The organism is Pseudomonas sp. GW823-FHT02C02 (genome assembly GCF_058797635.1).
This window is the reverse complement of the sequence record NZ_JBXAJV010000010.1, coordinates 127,272-148,488: the sequence shown is the minus strand read 5'-3', so window position 1 is coordinate 148,488 and position 21,217 is coordinate 127,272. Positions and strand designations below refer to the sequence as shown.

16 protein-coding genes are annotated in these 21,217 nt (G+C 60.7%); 7 read left to right on the top strand and 9 right to left on the bottom strand.

The genetic code is table 11. The features are described 5' to 3' along the window. Positions 1–605 precede the first annotated feature (605 nt). From AC1ROI_RS19145 to AC1ROI_RS19115, 7 genes are all read left to right on the top strand, one after another. On the top strand, positions 606–1,766 hold the full coding sequence (locus AC1ROI_RS19145; RefSeq protein WP_102593548.1) for an efflux RND transporter periplasmic adaptor subunit: 1,161 nt from the start codon (positions 606–608) through the stop codon (positions 1,764–1,766). Further along, positions 1,763–4,864: a multidrug efflux RND transporter permease subunit gene (locus AC1ROI_RS19140; RefSeq protein ID WP_102593547.1), complete on the top strand. Its 3,102-nt coding sequence runs from the start codon at positions 1,763–1,765 to the stop codon at positions 4,862–4,864. The genes AC1ROI_RS19145 and AC1ROI_RS19140 overlap by 4 nt, the downstream gene beginning before the upstream one ends. Before the next feature lie 9 nt (positions 4,865–4,873). Continuing rightward, positions 4,874–5,551, top strand: coding sequence for a heavy metal response regulator transcription factor (locus AC1ROI_RS19135; RefSeq protein ID WP_007916978.1), 678 nt, complete (start codon positions 4,874–4,876; stop codon positions 5,549–5,551). After that, positions 5,541–6,905 carry a heavy metal sensor histidine kinase gene (locus tag AC1ROI_RS19130; protein WP_102593546.1) on the top strand — a complete coding sequence of 455 codons (1,365 nt, stop codon included), beginning with the start codon at positions 5,541–5,543 and terminating at the stop codon, positions 6,903–6,905. The genes AC1ROI_RS19135 and AC1ROI_RS19130 overlap by 11 nt, the downstream gene beginning before the upstream one ends. A gap of 274 nt (positions 6,906–7,179) precedes the next feature. Beyond that, positions 7,180–7,404 (top strand): hypothetical protein, encoded by a 225-nt coding sequence (locus AC1ROI_RS19125; RefSeq protein WP_010458093.1) that lies wholly within the window; start codon positions 7,180–7,182, stop codon positions 7,402–7,404. A 194-nt stretch (positions 7,405–7,598) separates the two neighbouring features. Continuing rightward, on the top strand, positions 7,599–8,918 hold the full coding sequence (locus AC1ROI_RS19120) for an OprD family porin (protein ID WP_077748988.1): 1,320 nt from the start codon (positions 7,599–7,601) through the stop codon (positions 8,916–8,918). Between the two features lie 148 nt (positions 8,919–9,066). Continuing rightward, positions 9,067–10,563 carry a sensor domain-containing diguanylate cyclase gene (locus AC1ROI_RS19115; RefSeq protein ID WP_102593545.1) on the top strand — a complete coding sequence of 499 codons (1,497 nt, stop codon included), beginning with the start codon at positions 9,067–9,069 and terminating at the stop codon, positions 10,561–10,563. 148 nt (positions 10,564–10,711) lie between these two features. Here the strand turns inward: AC1ROI_RS19115 and lpxC are convergent, their stop codons facing one another. From lpxC to murD, 9 genes are all read right to left on the bottom strand, one after another. After that, positions 10,712–11,623 carry a UDP-3-O-acyl-N-acetylglucosamine deacetylase gene (gene lpxC / locus AC1ROI_RS19110; protein WP_008147525.1) on the bottom strand — a complete coding sequence of 304 codons (912 nt, stop codon included), beginning with the start codon at positions 11,621–11,623 and terminating at the stop codon, positions 10,712–10,714. A 112-nt stretch (positions 11,624–11,735) separates the two neighbouring features. Further along, complete coding sequence (gene ftsZ / locus AC1ROI_RS19105) at positions 11,736–12,929, bottom strand: cell division protein FtsZ (protein ID WP_007943486.1); 1,194 nt, start codon at positions 12,927–12,929, stop codon at positions 11,736–11,738. 107 nt (positions 12,930–13,036) lie between these two features. Beyond that, positions 13,037–14,296, bottom strand: a complete 1,260-nt coding sequence (gene ftsA, locus AC1ROI_RS19100; protein WP_008147519.1) for a cell division protein FtsA — start codon at positions 14,294–14,296, stop codon at positions 13,037–13,039. 15 nt (positions 14,297–14,311) lie between these two features. Continuing rightward, entirely contained in the window at positions 14,312–15,181 is an 870-nt protein-coding gene (locus AC1ROI_RS19095) for a cell division protein FtsQ/DivIB (RefSeq protein ID WP_010458113.1), read from the bottom strand. Positions 15,182–15,185: 4 nt separating this feature from the next. Beyond that, complete coding sequence (locus AC1ROI_RS19090) at positions 15,186–16,142, bottom strand: D-alanine--D-alanine ligase (protein WP_010458115.1); 957 nt, start codon at positions 16,140–16,142, stop codon at positions 15,186–15,188. Further along, complete coding sequence (gene murC / locus AC1ROI_RS19085; RefSeq protein ID WP_077748991.1) at positions 16,139–17,599, bottom strand: UDP-N-acetylmuramate--L-alanine ligase; 1,461 nt, start codon at positions 17,597–17,599, stop codon at positions 16,139–16,141. Before murC ends, AC1ROI_RS19090 begins: the two co-directional genes overlap by 4 nt. Further along, positions 17,592–18,662, bottom strand: a complete 1,071-nt coding sequence (gene murG / locus AC1ROI_RS19080) for an undecaprenyldiphospho-muramoylpentapeptide beta-N-acetylglucosaminyltransferase (RefSeq protein WP_102593544.1) — start codon at positions 18,660–18,662, stop codon at positions 17,592–17,594. The genes murC and murG overlap by 8 nt, the downstream gene beginning before the upstream one ends. Then, positions 18,652–19,869 (bottom strand): putative lipid II flippase FtsW, encoded by a 1,218-nt coding sequence (gene ftsW / locus AC1ROI_RS19075; protein WP_010458121.1) that lies wholly within the window; start codon positions 19,867–19,869, stop codon positions 18,652–18,654. Before ftsW ends, murG begins: the two co-directional genes overlap by 11 nt. Next, a complete protein-coding gene (gene murD / locus AC1ROI_RS19070) occupies positions 19,866–21,212 on the bottom strand; it encodes a UDP-N-acetylmuramoyl-L-alanine--D-glutamate ligase (protein WP_102593543.1) in 1,347 nt (448 codons plus the stop codon). Before murD ends, ftsW begins: the two co-directional genes overlap by 4 nt. Between the last annotated feature and the right edge of the window lie 5 nt (positions 21,213–21,217).

Below are 21,217 nucleotides of genomic sequence, written 5' to 3'. Positions count from 1 at the left end.
CCGCCTTCGCGGGCAAGCCTCGCTCCTACAGTGGAACGATGCACGTCTGCAAGAAATTGGTCGGCTGTCAGGCCGCCTTCGCGGGCAAGCCTCGCTCCTACAAGGGGTTCGGTGTACACGCTTCGCTTTTCCCCACTCATTAGGCCGAGCGTTAGCTCGCCTGCTTTTGATCTTGATCTGCCCGCCCCTTCGGGAGGCTGAGTGGAGGCGTTCATCTGGGGGGTGGGCGCGTAGCGCCGTGCGGCGAAGCCGCACACATCGAGAGGAGGTCGAAGCGAAGCCGACCGGAGGCGATGCCCCCAGATGAATGCCGGAGCGAGGGTACGCCGAGCCCAGGCGAGGGGCCGGACGCTGGGGCGAAGCCTTTTGCTTACTTTTCGGCGTTTGGAAAAGTGAGTCGCTGTAAGAGCGAAACCGCCAGCAACCGTTACCGCAGGAATGGATATGTACGCCATCAACAGCAGCATGGTCGGCTACCAGGCCGCCAAGCCCAAACTGACAGCGCCGTCAGTTAGCAGTCACCTTCCTGACCGCCGAACAGGTTTATAAAGGAAGGTATAAACCCGACCCGACTCCCGACCACCTAGCCCGGCGCCCCCACTCGCATGCGAACCCAGAAAAAAACCGCCTTGATCGCAGGCCTGCTGATCGCCCTGGCAGCGAGTGGCGCGTGGTACGCCACCAAACCCGCCACCGCCAAACTCGCCGCGCCCACAGCGATCCCGGTTCGAGTCGTCAGCGTCACCGAAAAAGACGTCCCCCGCTACGTCACCGGCATCGGCTCGGTCCTGTCCCTGCACAGCGTCGTAGTCCGCCCGCAAATCGACGGCATCCTCACCAAAATCCTGGTCAAAGAAGGCCAATTGGTGAAACAAGGCGACCTGCTCGCCACCATCGACGACCGCTCGATCCGCGCCAGCCTCGACCAGGCTCGGGCACAACTCGGCGAAAGCCAGGCGCAACTGCAAGTCGCGCTGATCAACCTCAAGCGCTACAAACTGCTCAGCGTCGATGACGGCGTATCCAAGCAGACCTACGACCAGCAACAAGCCCTGGTCAACCAGCTCAAAGCCACCGCCCAAGGCAATCAGGCGTCAATCGACGCCGCTCAGGTGCAGCTTTCCTACACACAGATTCGCTCCCCGGTCACCGGCCGCGTCGGTATTCGCACGGTGGACGAAGGCAACTTCCTGCGCATGACCGACACCCTGGGCCTGTTCACCGTGACCCAGATTGACCCGATCGCCGTCGAGTTTTCCCTGCCGCAACAAATGCTGCCTACCCTGCAAGGCCTGATCGGCGACCCCGAGCGCGCACAAGTGAAGGCCTATATCGGCGCCGACACCGACGGCGAAACCGGCAACCTGCTGGGCGAAGGGCACCTGACCCTGATCGACAACCAGATCAACGCCAACACCGGGACCATCCGCGCCAAGGCGGAATTCAACAATCCCGGGCAGAAGCTCTGGCCGGGCCTGCTGGTGACGGTAAAAATTCAGACCGCCCTGGATAAAGATGCGCTGGTGGTCCCGCCCACTGTCGTACAGCGTGGCCTCGATCAACATTTCGTGTACCGCGTCAACGGCGACAAGGTCGAAACCGTCACCGTACAAATGGTCTACCAAGGCAGCGGCCAGGACATCATCAAAGGCGTAAAACCGGGTGACGTGCTGGTCAGCGACGGCCAGTCGCGGCTCAAACCCGGCTCGACCGTGCAGGTAATGACCGAGCCGCCGCAAGTGGTGCAATCGGAGTCGAAGCCATGAAGGGCCACGGTTCTGTCTCAGCCTGGTGCATCGATCATCCGGTGGCGACGATCCTGCTGACCTTTGCCCTGGTGTTGCTCGGCGTCATCGCCTTCCCGCGCCTGCCGATTGCGCCGCTGCCGGAAGCCGAATTCCCGACCATTCAAGTCGCCGCACAATTGCCCGGCGCCAGCCCCGAAACCATGGCGTCGTCGGTGGCCACGCCGCTTGAAGTGCAATTCAGCGCCATCCCCGGCGTGACCCAGATGACCTCGAGCAGCGCCTTGGGCTCGACCAACCTGACCCTGCAATTCACCCTCGACAAAAGCATCGACACCGCCGCCCAGGAAGTGCAGGCCGCAATCAACACCGCCGCCGGCAAGCTGCCCAAGGACATGCCGAACCTGCCGACGTGGCGCAAGGTCAACCCGGCCGATAGCCCGGTGCTGATTCTCAGCATCAACTCAACCTTGATGCCCGGCACCGAACTCAGTGACTTGGTGGAAACCCTGCTCTCGCGTCAGATCAGTCAGATCGACGGCGTAGGCCAAATCAACATCACCGGCCAGCAACGTCCGGCAATCCGTGTTCAAGTCTCGGCCGACAAACTCGCGGCCATCGGCCTGACCCTGGCGGACATTCGGCTGGCGATCCAGCAAACCAGCCTCAACCTGGCCAAAGGTGCGTTGTACGGTGAGTCGAGTATCTCGACACTGTCGACCAACGACCAATTGTTCCACCCCGAGGAATACAACCAGCTCATCGTTTCCTACAAGGACGGTGCCCCGGTTCACCTCAAGGATGTCGCTAAAGTCGTCAACGGTTCAGAAAATGCCTACGTTCAGGCGTGGGCCGGTGATCAACCCGGGGTGAACCTGGTGATTTCCCGGCAGCCGGGCGCCAACATCGTCGAAACCGTTGATCGCATCCAGGCCGCCCTGCCCGGCCTCGAAGCCATGCTGCCGGCCTCGGTGCAGGTCAAGGTGCTGGTCGACCGCACCCAGACCATCCGCGCCTCCCTGCATGAAGTGGAAATTACCCTGCTGATCGCGATCATGCTGGTGGTGGCGGTGATGGCGCTGTTCCTGCGCCAATGGTCGGCGACCCTGATTGTGTCCGCCGTACTGGGCGTGTCGCTGGTCGCCAGTTTCGCCCTGATGTACATCATGGGTTTCAGCCTGAACAACCTGACGCTGGTGGCAATCGTGGTGGCCGTGGGGTTTGTGGTCGACGATGCGATTGTGGTGGTGGAGAACATTCACCGCCACCTGGAGGCCGGCGACGGCATGCGCGAGGCGGCGATCAAGGGTGCCGGCGAGATCGGTTTTACCGTGGTTTCGATCAGCTTCTCGCTGGTGGCGGCGTTCATTCCGTTGCTGTTCATGGGTGGCGTGGTCGGGCGGCTGTTCAAGGAATTCGCCCTGACCGCCACTTCGACCATCATGATTTCGGTGGTGGTGTCGCTGACGCTGGCGCCGACCCTGGCCGCGCTGTTCATGCGCGCCCCGGTGCATCACGCCCACAGCAAACCCACGTTTGGCGAACGCTTGCTGACAGGTTATGAAAAACTGCTGCGCCGCGCCCTCGCCCACCAGAAACTGATGATCGGGGTTTTCTTTCTGTCACTGGGCCTGGCGGTGGCCGGTTACATCTTTATTCCCAAAGGGTTCTTCCCGGTGCAGGACACCGGTTTTGTCCTCGGCACCACCGAAGCCGCCGCCGATATTTCCTACGGCGACATGGTGAAAAAACACCTGGCGATGGCCGAAATCGTCGCCGCAGACCCAGCGGTTGCGGCGTTTTCCCACTCGGTCGGGGTCTCGGGCAGTAACCAGACCATCGCCAATGGCCGCTTCTGGATTTCCCTGAAAAAACGCGGCGACCGCGACGTCTCGGCCAGCCAGTTCATCGACCGGATCCGTCCGAAACTGATGAAAGTCCCGGGCATCGTGCTCTATCTGCGCGCCGGCCAGGACATCAACCTCAGCTCCGGCCCGAGTCGCGCCCAGTATCAATACGTGCTCAAGAGCAACGACGGCGCAACGCTCAGCACCTGGACCCAACGCCTGACCGAAAAACTGCGCGCCAACCCGGCGTTCCGCGATATTTCCAACGACCTGCAACTGGGAGGCAGCATCACCCACATCAGTATTGACCGCAGCGCCGCCGCGCGTTTCGGCCTGACCGCCAGTGATGTCGATGAAGCGCTGTACGATGCGTTCGGCCAACGGCAGATCAATGAATTCCAGACCCAGATCAACCAATACAACGTGATCCTGGAACTGGACACCCAGCAACGCGGCAAGGCCGCAAGCCTCAATTATTTCTACCTGCGCTCGCCGCTGAGCGGGGAAATGGTGCCGCTGTCGGCCCTGGCGACATTCGATGCGCCAACGGTTGGCCCGTTGTCTATTGCCCACGACGGCATGTTCCCGGCCGCCAACTTGTCGTTCAACCTGGCGCCTGGCGTGGCGTTGGGCGATGCAGTGATCATGCTCAACCAGGCCAAGGCCGACATCGGCATGCCGGCCGCCATGAGCGGCAACTTCCAGGGCGCGGCGCAAGCGTTCCAGAGTTCGCTGGCCAGCCAGCCGTGGTTGATCCTGGCGGCGCTGGTGGCGGTGTATATCATTCTCGGCGTGCTCTACGAGAGCTTCGTCCATCCGTTGACCATTATTTCAACGCTGCCATCGGCGGGGCTTGGCGCGGTGATCATGCTGTGGATCTGCGGCCAGGACTTTTCGATCATGGCGCTGATCGGGCTGGTGTTGCTGATCGGCATCGTCAAGAAAAACGGCATCCTGATGATCGACTTCGCTCTCGATGCCCAGCGCAATCGTGGCTTGCCGCCGGAAGAGGCGATTTACCAGGCCTGTATCACGCGGTTCCGGCCGATCATCATGACCACCCTCGCCGCCCTGCTCGGCGCCCTGCCGTTGATGCTCGGCTACGGCACCGGCGCCGAACTGCGCCAGCCATTGGGCATCGCGGTGGTCGGCGGCTTGCTGGTGAGCCAGGCGCTGACGCTGTTTACCACTCCGGTCATATACTTGTGGCTTGAGCGGCTTTTCCATAAGCCCAAACCCGCACCGATGCCGGCGCTGGCAACCACAGACTGAGGCGGGGTCATGCGCGTTCTGATTATCGAAGACGAAGAAAAAACCGCGGACTATCTGCACCGCGGCCTGACGGAACAGGGTTACACCGTGGACCTGGCGCGCGACGGCGTCGAAGGCCTGCACCTGGCGCTGGAAAGCGACTACGCGGTGATCGTCCTCGACGTCATGCTGCCGGGCCTCGACGGCTTCGGTGTATTGCGCGCGCTGCGTGCGCGCAAGCAAACCCCGGTGATCATGCTCACCGCCCGCGAGCGGGTCGAAGACCGCATCAAAGGCTTGCGCGACGGGGCCGACGATTACCTCGGCAAGCCGTTTTCCTTCCTCGAACTGGTGGCGCGCCTGCAAGCGCTGACCCGGCGCAGCGGCGGCCACGAACCCGTGCAAGTGAGCATCGCCGACCTGTGGATCGATTTGATCAGCCGCAAGGCCACCCGCGCCGGCACCCGCCTGGACCTGACCGCCAAGGAGTTCTCGCTGCTCAGCGTTTTGGCCCGCCGGCAAGGTGAAATCCTCTCGAAAACGGCGATTGCCGAGATGGTCTGGGACATCAATTTCGACAGCGACGCCAACGTCGTAGAAGTCGCGATCAAACGCCTGCGGGCCAAGCTCGACGGGCCGTTCGACGAAAAACTGCTGCACACGATCCGGGGCATGGGTTATGTGCTGGAGAGCCGCGGTGTCCAGTAATTCGATTGCCCTGCGCCTGAGCGGGATGTTCACGCTGGTGGCGCTGCTGGTGTTCCTGTTGATCGGCTGGGCCTTGTACCAGCAGGTCGACAAAGGCCTGGGTTTGCTGCCCGAGGCGGAGCTGGACGCGCGTTACAGCGTGCTCGAATCCACCGTCGGACGATATGGCACGCCGGAGCATTGGGTGAAGATCAACAACAAGCTCAAGTTGCTCGGCGAAGAAGACAAGCGCATCAGTTTCTGGATCATCAGCGGCGACCCTCACTACGAGTACGGCAACCTGACACCGCAGATCCGCGCCTTTGCCGAAGGGCCGCTGGGGATGCGCGACATGACGTTGCCGGACCAGCCTTATCCGCTGAAAGTGCTGGTCAGCCAGTTCCCGGCCAAGGATCAACGGCCGCCGCTGCGTTTCATGATCGGTATCGACACCGAGACGTTTTTCCAGACCCAGCATCATCTGCTGATCGCGCTGATCAGCCTGGCAATTATTGGCGTGTTGCTGGCCTCGGCGCTGGGTTATTGGGTGGCGCGAATTGGCCTCAAACCCTTGATCAAGTTGTCGCAGGAAGCCCAACGCCTGGCACCGCCGTTGCGTTCCGGGCGTTTGCGCTTATCGCCGCTGCCGCCGGAGCTCAATCAGTTCGTCAATTCGTTCAACTCCACACTGGAGCGAGTCGAGCAGGCCTATTCGCGGCTTGAGTCGTTCAACGCCGACGTCGCCCACGAACTGCGCTCGCCGCTGACCAACCTGATCGGCCAGACCCAGGTCGCGCTGACCCGTGGACGCTCGGCGGAACACTACTTCGAAGTGCTGCAATCGAACCTCGAAGAGCTGGAACGGCTGCGTTCGATCATCAATGACATGCTATTTCTTGCCAGCGCGGATCAGGGCAGCAAGGCGACCAAACTGACTTCCACCTCGCTGGCCGACGAAGTGGCCACGACTCTTGAATACCTGGATTTCATTCTTGAGGATGCGCAGGTTCAGGTGCAAGTCAGTGGAGATGCGCAGGTGCGGATCGAGATTGCGCATCTGCGCCGGGCGTTGATCAATTTGCTGAGTAACGCGGTGCAACACACCGGGCCCGGGCAGGTGATTGAGGTGCGGATCGAGGTCGAGGAGCACCAGGTGAGCATCGGCGTGGCCAACCCCGGGTCGCCGATTGCCAACGAGCATTTGCCTCGATTGTTCGAGCGTTTTTATCGCGTCGACGCATCGCGCAGCAACAGCGGGAATAACCATGGGCTGGGGTTGGCGATCGTCAAGGCGATTGCGCTGATGCATGGCGGGGATGTGTTTGTGCGCAGTGATCACGGCATGAACACCTTCGGCATCCACCTCCCGGTCTAGACCCTTCCCTGTGGCGAGCGAGCTTGCTCGCGCTGGGCTGCGTAGCAGCCCCCCAATCAGCCACTCAGGTTCCTCAGGAAAATCGGGGGGTTGTTTGCGACTGCTGCGCAGTCGAGCGCGAGCAAGCTCCCTCACCACAAAAGCCATTTCCCGCTGCCGGCTACTGTTGCTTTTAGCGCAACAGTCCTTTCATGAATCCGCTCTTTTTCCCCTGTCCAATCCCCCTTATCTTTGCCGCACCAAACAGCACTTGCCAAGCAAGAAGGTTTTAAAGATGTCCAACACTATGGGTATTGCCAGCGCTTTCGTTTTGTCCTCTTTGTTCCTGTCTCCGTTCGCCGTGGCTGAAGAATCGCCGGCCTTCGTCGCGCACAATGCCGCACGCGCCGCTTCGTATGAAGAGCATCAGGGCGAAATGACAGCCAAGGCTAAAGAGGCTGCGCAAACCCCTCAAGCATCTATGTCTTCAAGCCAACCACGGGTTGAGAAAGACAGCTGATCCGACCCGTTTGCTCCTTTTCCCTCGACACTTTTCATCGGCTCTTCCCTTTGAAAAGTTGTCTTCAAAGCCGCTGCTATCAGCGGCTTTTTTTCGTTGTGGTTTAAACGCCGTCCAGTTCGTCTTCACTGACAAGAAATATTTTTCACTTCAAGAGTATGAAGTGTTTAGTTGACCAAGGAGCTTTACCGCAAGTGCGTTTCCCTCTCCGTTTCAACCCGCTGTTCATTGCAATCGCTGCAACGATGACCCCCGCCGCCTACGCCGCCGACGAATCCAGTCAGGAAGGTTTTGTCGAAGGTTCGAGCCTCAACCTTAATGTCCGTAACTACTACATGAACCGCAACCGCCTGCAGCAGACGGACGACAACATCGAGTGGGGTCAGGGTTTCCTCGGTCTCTTTGAATCGGGTTTCACCCAGGGCACCGTCGGGTTCGGCGTTGACGCCCACGCCATGCTGGGGCTCAAGCTCGACGGCGGTGGCGGCACGGATGGTTCGAGCATCCTGCCGATCAGCGATGGCAACGGCAAAGCGCCTGGGTCGTTCTCAACGGCGGGTGGCACGCTGAAAATGCGTGCTTTTGATACCGAGTTGAAGGCCGGCGACCTATTCCTCACCAACCCGGTAATTGCCGGCGGCGAAACCCGCATGTTGCCGCAGACCTTTCGTGGGGTCAGCCTGACCAACCACAGCTTCGACGGCTTCCTGATCGAAGGTGGCCAGGCGAGCTTCACCAAGCCGTACAACCAGAGCGGTCACACCCGCATCGGCACCTCCTACGGCAGCCTGGCAGACGGTGACGACAGTCAGCACCTGAACTGGGCCGGTGTGGCGTGGAGCGGTCTGCCGGGGTTGACCAGCAGCCTGTACGCCTCCGAACTCAAGGACATCTGGAACCAGTACTACTACGACCTGGATTACACCTACGCGCTGAACGACCTGGTCAGCCTCAACCCGGGCCTGCATTTCTATCACACGCAAGACACCGGCGATGCGCTGCTGGGTAACATCGACAACAACGCCTACAGCCTGCATTTCACCGTCGGCGTGGGCTTTCACAGCGTTACGGCGGCGTATCAGCGAGTCAACGGCAACACGCCGTTCGACTACATCAGCCAGGGCGACAGCGTCTTCCTCGACAACTCCCAGCAGTATTCTGACTTCAACGGCCCGAACGAGCGCTCGTGGAAACTCAAGTACGCCTACGACTTTGCCGGTCTCGGCCTGCCCGGCCTGACCTCGGCGCTGTCCTACTCCCGAGGCGAGCTGGACCTGACCAAAGTCGATCCGGACAGCCGCGGCTACGCCTCGTGGTACAGCGCCGACGGCAAAAACGCCAGGCACTGGGAGCGCGACATCGATCTCAAGTACGTGATCCAGGGCGGCAAGGCCAAGGATCTGGCGGTGCGCATGCAATGGGCCACCAACCGCGGTGGCAATGGCTATGGCGCGCTGGATCAGGACACCGATGAATACCGGGTGATCGTCGACTACCCGCTCAATGTCTTCTAAGCTTCACTAAGCAAAAGGCCAGCATTTTTTTGCTGGCCTTTTTTTTATCCGGCATTTATACAAGCGCTCTGGACGCGACCGGTTTCTGGAACTCTGCCCGATTCTTGTAAAAAACTTTTATAACGCCTTATTTGCAGAAGTCAGAACCATGAGTGTGAGCAATGAGAAATCTCAACATCCGATCAGCTCGACACGATCGGAGCAACTTCTGACTCTCGGCAGTGTGCTGTTGGTGATTGCGATATTCAGCATTGTGACCTTCCTGCTGATCCGTGAACGCGCCAACGCCGAGTTGTCCGCCGCTCGCGCCGCCAACAACATCGTGCAATTGATCGACGCCGATGTGCTGCGAAATGTCGAACTCTATGATATTTCCCTGCTGGGTTTGATCGCCGCCTCCCGGCGAGAAGATCTCAAGAGCGTTTCTCCCACCATTCGCCATCTGGCCTATTTCGACCGCGCCACCGCCGCGCCGTACAAGGGCGACATTTTGTTGCTCGACAACAAGGGCGACGTGATCGCCGACTCGGCGTCGGTGGAACCCAGGCAAGGCAACTACGCTGATCGCGAATACTTCCAGTCGCACGTGAACAACCCGGCCCCGGGCATGTTCATCAGCCCGCCCTTCCGGGCCAGGTCACCCGAACACAACTGGCGTATCAGTTTCAGTCGACGGGTGAGCGGCCCCCAGGGTGAGTTTCTGGGGGTCGCCGAAGCCGCCATGCGCTTGAGTTACTTCGATCAGTTGTTCAACAGTTTGAGCATCGGCCGCGACAGCACAGTCAATCTGATCAGCAAGAACGGGATTCTCCTGGCCCAGCAACCACGCCTGGCCGAAGAGCTGATCGGCAAGGATTTCAGTAACCGCCCCAATTTCCAGCGCATCGTCAAAGAAGGCAACGGCAGCTTCACCAGCATGTCCGATCTATACCGTGACAAACGCCTGTACACCTTTTCCAAGGTCGGAAATTTGCCGTTGATCGTCATCGTTGCACTGTCCAGCGATGAAGTCTTTTCGGCCTGGAAACGCACTGCGGTGGTGGTCAGCTCTGCAACCGCTGCCTTGTGCGTGAGCCTGCTGTGGCTGACGTGGGTGCTGCGCCGGGAATTGCGCCGGCGTCACAATGCCGAACACGAACTGGCGCAACTGGCCGCCACCGATGCGTTGACGGGGCTGGCCAACCGCCGGACGCTGGATCAGGCCCTGCGCCATGAATGGTTTCGCGCTCAACGTTCCGGCATGCCTTTGTCACTGATGATGATTGATGCCGACCATTTCAAAGCGTTCAACGACCGCCATGGCCATCAGGCCGGCGACGAAGCGCTGCGCTCGCTGGCCAACGTTATCAGCGCCCACGTGCGACGACCGGCGGACCTGGCTGCCCGTTATGGCGGCGAGGAGTTTTCGGTGATCCTGGCGGAAACCGATAGCGCCGGTGCGCGGCAGATTGCCGAAAATATCCGCAAGGCCGTTGAGCAGTTGCCGCTGGTTGAGGGAGCTGATGGGCCGATGACTGTCAGTATCGGGATCAGCACCTGGACGACAGCGACGGATATCAGCCTGGAGAGTTTGCTGTTTGCGGCGGACAAGGCGTTGTATCAGGCCAAGGAAAACGGACGGAATCGGGTGGTCGACACGGCTTGAAATCTGCGGTGTCGCTACTGGCCTCTTTGCGGGCACGTCGGATCGCCGCACCGCCCGCGCCTACAATGGCGCTCGGTCTACCTCTTTCCCGCGGGCATAAAAAAAGGCCACCCGAAGGCAGCCTTTAAAAACTAGAGAGGTTTTTGACTTACACGGCCGCTACGGGACGCATGTAAGAGATCGGTGCAGTGCTGGCGTCTTCGAAAGTCACGACTTCCCAAGCATCTGTCTGCTCAATCAACTTGCGCAGCAGCTGGTTGTTCAATGCATGTCCGGACTTGAAGCCCTTGAACTCACCAATCAGGCTATTGCCCAGCAGGTAGAGGTCACCAATTGCATCGAGGATCTTGTGCTTCACGAATTCGTCTTCATAGCGAAGGCCGTCTTCGTTCAGTACACCATCCGCGTCGACCACAATAGCGTTTTCAACGCTGCCGCCGAGTGCGAGGTTGTGCTTGCGCAAGTACTCGATGTCACTCATGAAACCAAAGGTACGGGCGCGGCTGACTTCTTTTACGAACGAAGTGCTGGAAAAATCCACGCTTGCACTTTGTGTGCGGTTACGGAAAACCGGGTGATCGAAATCGATCTCGAAACTCACCTTGAAGCCTTCGAAAGGGACGAAAGTGGCGCGCTTGTCGCCGTCTTCCACTGTCACTTCCCGCAGGATCCGGATGAACTTCTTCGGTGCGTCCTGTTCTTCCAGGCCGGCCGATTGAATCAGGAATACGAAAGGTCCAGCGCTACCATCCATGATCGGGACTTCGGACGCGGAGAGCTCGACGTAGGCGTTATCGATGCCCAGGCCAGCCATGGCCGAGAGCAAGTGCTCCACCGTATCCACTTTGGTGTCGCCACTGACCAATGTGGTCGACATCGTGGTTTCACCAACGTTTTCCGCGCGGGCAGGAATCTGCACCACAGGGTCGAGGTCGGCACGAACAAACACAATGCCGGTGTCGATAGGTGCAGGCTTGAGGGTCAGGTAAACCTTCTCCCCGGAGTGCAGGCCTACACCTGTAGCACGGATAATATTTTTCAGTGTGCGTTGTTTAATCATGGCTTGGGCCGCTTCAGCGCAAATTGCGAACTGGTATCAACAAAGGCTGGCGATAATAGCAGACCAGACCTTTGCTGAACACCAATCACCTTCATAGCCCTGATACATTCCATCAATCAGCCTGACGACGCAGGAAAGCCGGGATGTCCAGGTAATCCAGATCATCTTGCGGATTCATCTTCGCGGCAGTCGCAGCACCGGCCTGAGCCTGGTTGCGCATGACGGTCGGACGGTCCAGGTCACGGTAATTTACCGCCGGTTGTTCCTGACGAGCGGGCGCCGATTGTTGCGGCTGGGAGGCCATGGAGGTGTGAACGGTGTTGTCGATGACCTTCACAGGCTTCTCGATTTTCGCGCCCAGACCGGTGGCAACCACAGTCACGTGCAGTTCGTCGCGCATGTCCGGATCGATAACGGTACCGACCTTGACCATCGCGTGCTCGGAAGCGAAGGCTTCGATGATGCTACCCACGTCGGAGTACTCACCCAGGGACAGGTCAGGACCGGCGGTGATGTTCACCAGGATGCCGCGTGCACCTTGCAGGTTCACGTCTTCGAGCAACGGGTTGCGAATGGCCGCTTCAGTGGCCTCACGTGCACGGTTCGGACCGCTGGCACAGCCAGTGCCCATCATCGCCATGCCCATTTCGCTCATTACAGTCCGTACGTCGGCAAAGTCGACGTTGATCATGCCCGGACGCTTGATGATGTCGGAGATACCGCGAACGGCACCGGCCAGTACATCGTCGGCCTTGGCGAAAGCCGACAGCAGGCTGGCGTCTTTACCGAGGATGGTCAGCAGCTTCTCGTTGGGAATGGTGATCAACGAGTCGACGCTTTCAGACAGCAGACGGATACCTTCGTCGGCGATCTGCATACGCTTGCGGCCTTCGAACGGGAACGGACGAGTCACCACCGCAACGGTGAGAATCCCCATTTCCTTGGCCACTTCAGCAATGATCGGCGCAGCACCGGTACCGGTACCACCGCCCATGCCGGTGGTGATGAACACCATATTGGTGCCCTGCAGGACTTCGGCAATGCGCTCACGGTCTTCGAGAGCGGCCTGACGACCTACTTCAGGGTTGGCGCCGGCGCCCAGACCTTTGGTAACGCCGGTACCCAATTGCAGGATGGTCCGCGCACCGATGGATTTCAGCGCCTGGGCATCAGTGTTGGCGCAGATGAATTCAACGCCTTCAATGTTGCTCTTGACCATGTGGTTGACGGCGTTGCCGCCGCCTCCGCCAACACCGATAACTTTAATAACCGGGCTTGCGGGGATGTTGTCTACGAGTTCGAACATTTTCCCTCTCCTTTACGTTCTCTAGTTTTTTCGCCTACTGCTTTTACTGCTTGTCGCTTTTACTGCTTGCTCTTGCGGCTTGTAGCTTGCCGCTTGAATCTGCTTCGTCAGAAGTTGCCTTGTACCCAGCTCTTGATGCGATCGAGCAAGGCGGCTTTCGGTTCTTCATTGCTGTAGCTGTCGCGGCTGCTGATGCCCGAGAACGAAATCCCGTCGGACTGCTTCTGCAGGCCGTACATCAACAGGCCTACGCCGGTGGAATAAATCGGGTTGCGGACCACGTCGTCCAGGCCCTTGACGCCATGGGGCACGCCCAGGCGGACCGGCATGTGGAAGATCTCTTCGGCCAGTTCGACCGCGCCTTCCATTTTCGAGGTACCGCCGGTCAGCACGATGCCGGCCGGGATCAGGTCTTCGTAGCCACTGCGGCGCAGTTCGGCCTGGATCAGCGTGAACAGTTCGTCGTAACGCGGCTCGACCACTTCGGCCAGGGCCTGGCGGGACAGCTCGCGCGGTGGACGGTCGCCAACACTTGGCACCTTGATGGTTTCACCGGCACCGGCCAGCTTGGCCAGGGCGCAGGCGTAGCGAATCTTGATTTCTTCGGCGTACTGGGTCGGGGTGCGCAACGCCATGGCGATGTCGTTGGTCACCTGGTCGCCCGCAATCGGGATCACCGCGGTGTGACGGATCGCGCCTTCGGTGAAGATCGCGATGTCGGTGGTGCCGCCGCCGATGTCCACCAGGCACACGCCCAGCTCTTTCTCGTCGTCGGTCAGGACCGAATAGGCCGACGCCAGTTGCTCGAGAATGATGTCGTCGATTTCCAGACCGCAGCGACGCACGCATTTTTCAATGTTCTGTGCGGCGTTGACGGCGCAGGTCACCACATGGACCTTGGCTTCCAGACGCACGCCCGACATGCCCAGCGGCTCACGAACGCCTTCCTGGTTATCGATCACGTAATCCTGCGGCAAGGTGTGCAGTACGCGCTGGTCAGCCGGGATCGCCACGGCCTGGGCGGCGTCGAGGACACGCTCAAGGTCGGCGGAGCTGACTTCGCGATCACGAATCGCCACGATGCCGTGGGAGTTCAGGCTGCGGATGTGATTGCCGGCCACGCCGACGAACGCCGAGTGAATCCGGCAACCGGCCATCAGCTGCGCTTCTTCGATCGCGCGCTGGATCGATTGCACGGTGGACTCGATGTTCACCACCACGCCTTTCTTCAGGCCACGGGACGGATGAGTGCCGATCCCGACGATTTCGAGCGTGCCGTCGTCCGAGACCTCGCCGACCAGCGCCACCACCTTGGAGGTGCCGATATCGAGACCGACGATCATTTTGCCGCTTTGCACGTTTGCCATGGGTCCTGCCTCTTCTTAATTCTTCGCGACAGCGGGTTGGGCTGTCGTGGGCGCTACAGGTTCCCGCCAGCCAACAGCAAGGCCGTTGGCGTAGCGCAGATCGATGCGCGCAATGTTCGTAATCTGTTCTTTAAGCGTCTTGTCGTAGATGGCAATGAAGCGGCGCATCTTTTCCACCAGCTTGCCGCGTCCCAGCAGCAGTTCGATCCCCGGGCCCGCGCTGCCGGCGCCGGTGGTCAGGAACCAGCTGCCTCGTTCACGCAACTCCAGGCGTGCAATCGAGAAGCCCATCGGCCTGAGCATCTGGCTCAGCACCTGGTATTGCTGCATCACTTGCTGTTGCGCCCGTTGTGGGCCGAACAGCTGTGGCAAATGTTCGTAATTGGCCAGCTCACGCGGGGTGAACGCCTGGCCCTGGTTGTTCAACAGCGATTCATCGCCCCAACGGGCTATCGGCAGTTGTTCTTCCAGGCGGATCACTACTTGATCCGGCCACACCCGACGCACTTCGGCGTGGGCAATCCATGGCATCGTTTCAAGTTCGGTGCGCATGCTCGCAAGATCGATGGTGAAGAAGCTCGACGCCACATAAGGGGCGATTCGCTGCTGCACCGCCTGCTGGCTGATGTAACTCAAGTCACCCTGCACAGCGACTTTGGTGATCGGCCGGTCGGCGTAGGGCAGCAAACGCTGCGCGCCTTCGTAAGTGCCGAACCCCAGCGCAACCAACATCACCGGCCAGAACAGGCTTTTCAGAAAACCAAAATTGGCTTTCGGCAGGCGCGCAGACATCGGCTCTTTGGCCACCATTCGGCTCGCACCCCGTGGCACCGGCTTGCGGCCGGGTGCTGGAGGGGGCTGATGTCTCAGCTGTGCGCCTTGCATGGTCTTAACCCCGCGCCTCGATACTTGCGGCCAGAATCGCCAGAACCAGTTGCTGGAAATCCAGACCGGCGGCACGGGCCGCCATCGGCACCAGGCTGTGATCGGTCATGCCCGGTGCGGTGTTGACTTCGAGGAACCAGAACTGACCGTCGGCGTCCTGCATCACGTCTGCCCTGCCCCAACCGGCGATACCCAGCGCCTCACAGGCTTTCGCCGTGAGGTCCATCAATTCTTTTTCCTTGGTGCTGTCCAGGCCACACGGGATCCGGTACTGAGTATCGGAAGCCACGTACTTGGCGTCGTAGTCGTAGAAGCTGTGCGTGGTGCCCAGGGCAATCGGTGGCAACACCTGGTCACGCAGGGTGGCGATGGTGAACTCCGGACCTTGAATCCATTGCTCGACCAACACTTGCGAATCGTAGGTACTGGCCGCTTTCCAGGCGTCGATCAATTCCGACGCGGACGTCACTTTGGCCATCCCGATACTTGAACCTTCATGGGCCGGTTTGACGATCAAAGGGAAGCCCAGTTCCGTCGCTGCCGAAATACAATCGGCCTCAGAGCTCAGTACCGCGTGACGTGGCGTCGGGATGCCGAGGCTGTGCCAGACCTGTTTGGTCCGCAGCTTGTCCATGGCCAGTGCCGAAGCCAGGATGCCGCTGCCGGTGTAGGGAATACCCAGGCATTCGAGCAGGCCCTGCATGCTGCCGTCTTCACCACCACGACCGTGGAGGATGACGAAGGCGCGGTCGATCTTTTCGTTCAGCAAACGCTGCAGAAGGTCATCGCCCACATCGAGGCCGAACGCATCCACACCGGCGCTCAGCAGCGCGTCGAGTACCGCGTTGCCCGACTTCAGGGACACCTCACGCTCGGCACTCTTGCCGCCGAACAGCACGGCGACGCGGCCGAAGTCTTTCGGCGCGACCGTGGAGACGAGGTTGGCGTAGGCAGCAGTCATTTCAACTTCCCCACAGTCGGCGCGGCAACAGCACCCGCAAATAGCGGACTGGCCAACAGTTTCGGGGCGAGACCACCGATATCACCGGCGCCCTGGCACAGCAGTATGTCGCCGGCACGCAGCAGCGGCTTGACCAGTGGCGCGAGGTCGACTCCGCGCTCGATGTAGATCGGGTCGAGCTGACCGCGCTGACGAATGCTGTTGCACAGCTTGCGGCTGTCGGCGCCCGGAATCGGTTCTTCACCGGCCGGGTAGACTTCCATCAGCAGCAAGACGTTGGCATCGGCCAGTACATTGACGAAATCGTCGTACAGGTCGCGGGTACGGCTGTAACGGTGCGGCTGGTAAACCATCACCAGACGACGCTCCGGCCAGCCACCGCGGACGGCCTGGATCACGGCCGCGACTTCGGTCGGGTGGTGACCGTAATCATCGACCAGCATGACGTTGCCGCCATCGACCGGCAGTTCGCCGTAGACCTGGAAGCGTCGACCGACACCCTGGAAGCCGGACAGGCCCTGGACGATGGCTTCATCGCTGACGCCCTCGTCGGTGGCGATGCAGATGGTGGCCAGCGCGTTCAGCACGTTATGGTTACCCGGCATGTTCACCGAGACATCCAGCGGCTCGCGATCAGGGCGCAGTACGGTAAAGAAGGTCTGCATGCCTTGCTGGCGCACATTGATGGCGCGCACGTCGCAGTCATCGCCGAAGCCATAGGTGACCGTCGGGCGTTTCACCAGCGGCAGGATTTCACGCACCACCGGATCGTCCAGGCACACCACCGCCAGACCGTAGAACGGCAGGTTGTGGAGGAACTCGACGAAGGTTTTCTTCAGTTTGTTGAAGTCACCGTCATAGGTCGCCATGTGGTCGGCGTCGATGTTGGTGACCACGGCCACCAGCGGCTGCAAGTGCAGGAAACTGGCGTCGCTTTCGTCGGCTTCGGCGATCAGGTAGCGGCTGGTGCCAAGCTGGGCATTGGTGCCCGCGGCATTCAGGCGGCCACCGATGACGAACGTCGGGTCCAGGCCACCGGCCGCGAACACCGAAGCGATCAGGCTGGTGGTGGTGGTTTTGCCGTGCGTACCGGCGACGGCGATGCCGTGGCGATAGCGCATCAGCTCGGCCAGCATTTCTGCGCGTGGCACCACAGGGATGCGACGTTCCAGCGCGGTGGCGACTTCCGGGTTGGACGTGTTCACGGCGCTGGATACCACCAGCACGTCAGCGGCAGCGGCGTTTTCAGCACGGTGACCGATAAAGATGTGCGCGCCAAAAGACTCGAGACGCTCGGTCACAGGCGAAGCTTTCAGGTCGGAACCGGACACTTCATAGCCCAGGTTCAACAACACTTCGGCGATGCCGCACATGCCCACGCCGCCGATGCCGACGAAGTGGATGCGACGGATGCGGCGCATTTCCGGTTGCGGCATGGCTTTCTGTTTCTCAACCATGGGCCACCTCCAGGCAGGTATCGACCACGTTACGGGTGGCATCGGGTTTGGCCAGGCGGCGTGCCGCAGTGGCCATGTCGTTGAGTCGTTGTGGTTGCATCAGGACCTCTGTCAGGCGTGCGGCAAGATCCGCTGCGCCAGTCGTTCTTTGCGGCATCAGGAAGGCAGCGCCTTCACGGGCCAAATAATCGGCGTTGCGGGTCTGGTGATCGTCGATCGCGTGGGGCAATGGCACCAGTATCGAGGGCAGACCGGCGGCAGCCAGCTCACTGATGGTCAATGCGCCTGCGCGGCACACCACCAGGTCGGCCCAGCCATAGGCTTGGGCCATGTCTTTGATGAAAGGCTGCACTTGCGCCTCGACGCCAGCCGCGCGATAGCGCTCTGCAGTCACTTCATCGTGATTTTTGCCGGCCTGATGAAACACTTCCGGGCGCAGGTCGGGGGCGACTTGCGACAGGGCTTCAGGCAGCAACTTGTTCAACGGCTCTGCGCCCAGGCTTCCGCCCAGAATCAGCAAACGCGCCTTGCGACCCGCCAGGGCGGGGCGCTGTGTTTCGAGGAACAGCTCGGTGCGCACCGGGTTACCGGTGGTCCGACGGCTGTCCGACAGGGTAAAGGTGTCGGGGAACGCTTCACAGACTCGGGCGGCCAACGGCACCAGCAACCGATTGGCGGTACCGGCCACGGCGTTCTGTTCATGAACGATCACCGGCACGCCGGCCAGTTTGGCTGCAACGCCACCGGGGCCGGTCACATAACCACCGAAGCCGACCACGCACACCGGCCGCAGCTGACGAATGATCGCCCGCGCCTGCCAGACGGATTTGAGCACCATGAACGGTGCCTTGAGCAGGGACAACTTGCCCTTACCGCGCAGACCGGTGGCGTTGATCCGATGCAGCTCGATACCGGCCATCGGCACCAGGTCGTTCTCAATCCCGCGCGGGGTTCCGAGCCAGTGCACGGTGTAACCGCGGGCCTGGAATTCGCGGGCGCACGCCAGCGCCGGGAACACGTGGCCACCAGTACCGCCCGCCATGATCAAGACGTTAGCGCCCATGGGTCGGCTCCTCGGCGAAGTCGCTCTCATGGAACTCCATCTCTTCGCTGCCCAAGTGGGTTCGACTCTCCCACTCGATGCGCAACAACAAGCCGAGACAGGCACCGCAAATCACCAACGAACTGCCGCCATAACTGAGGAACGGCAGGGTCAGGCCTTTGGTCGGCAACAGGCCAACGTTCACCCCGATGTTGATCAGGAACTGGCCGATCCACAGGAACGACAGGCCATAAGCGATGTAGGCGGCGAAGAATTGCTTGGCCTTCTCGGCCCAATAGCCGATGTACATGCCACGCACGCAAACAAAGACGAACAACGCCACCGTGCACAAGGAACCCACGGCACCCAGCTCTTCGGCAAGGACTGAGAACACGAAGTCGGTGTGGGCTTCCGGCAGGTAGAACTGTTTCTGCACGCTGTTGCCCAGGCCAACGCCCAGCCATTCGCCGCGACCAAACGCGATCAACGCCTGCGACAACTGATAGCCGGCACCGAACTGGTCGGCCCATGGATCGGCAAAGTTGGTCAGACGCGCCATTCGATACGGCTGAACTTGAATCAACAGCACCACCGCCCCGACTGCCAGGACCACCATCAAGGAGAAACGGAACAGTCCGACCCCGCCGAGGAACAGCATCGCCGCCGCCGCGCCCATCATCACGACGGTGGCGCCGAAGTCCGGTTCCATCAGCAACAGACCGGCCATGGGCAGCAGCACGATGAACGGCTTGAAGAAGCCCATCCAGCTTTCCCGCACTTCTTTCTGGCGACGCACCAGATAACCGGCGAGGTAGATCACCACGAATACCTTGGCGATCTCGGATGGCTGGACGTTGAAGAAACTGAAACCGATCCAGCGCATCGAACCGTTCACTTCACGGCCGATCCCCGGGATGATCACCATCACCAGCAAACCGAATGCGCCGAGCAGCATCAGCCAGCCCAGGCGCTGCCAGGTGGCGATCGGAATCATCATGGTGACGACGCAGGCACCCAGGCCCAGCACGATGTAGATCAAGTGGCGAATCATGTAGTACAGGGCACTGCCCGACTGCACGGCCGCCACTTCGGTCGACGCCGAGGCAATCATCACCAGCCCGAGACCGATCAAGGCCAGGCAACCGGCGAGCATCGGGAAGTCGAGGTCGATCCCGCGTCCGGTGATGATCGGCGACGGATAAGGCTTGATGATGTTCATCAGGCTCATACCAGATCCTCCACGGCGCGGACGAACTGGTGACCACGGTCTTCGTAATTCTTGAACATGTCGAAACTGGCGCAGGCGGGCGACAGCAGCACGGCGTCACCCGGTTCGGCGACGGCGCGGCATTGGGCAACCGCTTCATCCAGCGAACTGACGCGAATCAGCGGCACGGCATCGCCGATGGCCTGGCCGATCAAGTCGGAGTCACGGCCCATCAGCACCACGGCGCGGCAATTGGCTGCCACCGGGTCACGCAAATCCTTGAACTCGGCACCCTTGCCATCGCCACCGGCGATCAGCACGAGTTTGCCGTCGATGTCCGCACCCAGGCCTTCGATGGCCGCCAGTGCGGCACCGACGTTGGTGGCTTTGGAATCGTTGTAATAGCTCACGCCGTCCAGCTCACGAACCCACTGGCAACGATGTTCCAACCCGGCGAAGGTGCGCAGGCTCGAGAGCATGGCGTCGAACGGCAGGCCGACGGCATGGCCCAGGGCCAATGCTGCCAACGCGTTGGACTGGTTGTGGGCGCCACGAATTTTCAACTCGCGCACCGGCATCAGGTTCTGGAATTCGAAGGCCAGGTACTTCTCGCCGTCTTCTTCGCGGATACCGAAAGCCTTGAAATCGGGCTTGCTCAAACCGAAGGTCCAGCAAGGCTGGCCCTCGCCCATCAGCGGACGGCTCAGGGCGTCCTGACGGTTGACCACAAACTGTTTCGCGCCACGGAAGATCCGGTGCTTGGCCAGGTGATAGGCCGGCAGACCGCTGTAGCGGTCCATGTGGTCTTCACTGACATTGAGCACGGTCGCCACTTCGGCGTTGAGTTGATCGGTGGTTTCGAGCTGGAAGCTCGACAACTCCATCACGTACAACTCGACGTCGTCGCTGAGCAAATCCAGCGCCGGCGTACCGAGGTTGCCACCGACAGCGACACGCTTGCCCGCCGCCACCGCCATCTCGCCGACCAGGGTGGTGACAGTGCTTTTCGCGTTGGAACCGCTGATGGCGACAATCGGCGCCTTCGCGTTACGCGCGAACAGCTCGATGTCACCGGACAATTTCACGCCACGGGCGGCGGCAGCCTGCAGGGCCGGAGTCGCCAGCGCCAGGCCGGGGCTCACGTAGAGTTCGTCGGCACGGCACAGGAACTCGACGTCCAGCTCGCCACAACGCACTTCCACGTGCGGATAGTCACGCTTGAGCGCGGCCAGTTCCGGTGGATTTTCCCGCGTATCGGCCACAGCAAACGACGTGCCCCGGTTCGCCAGGAAGCGAACCAGGGACATGCCGCTCTTGCCGAGGCCGACAACGATGCGGAAGTGGTCAGAAGCGATCAGAGACACTCGTT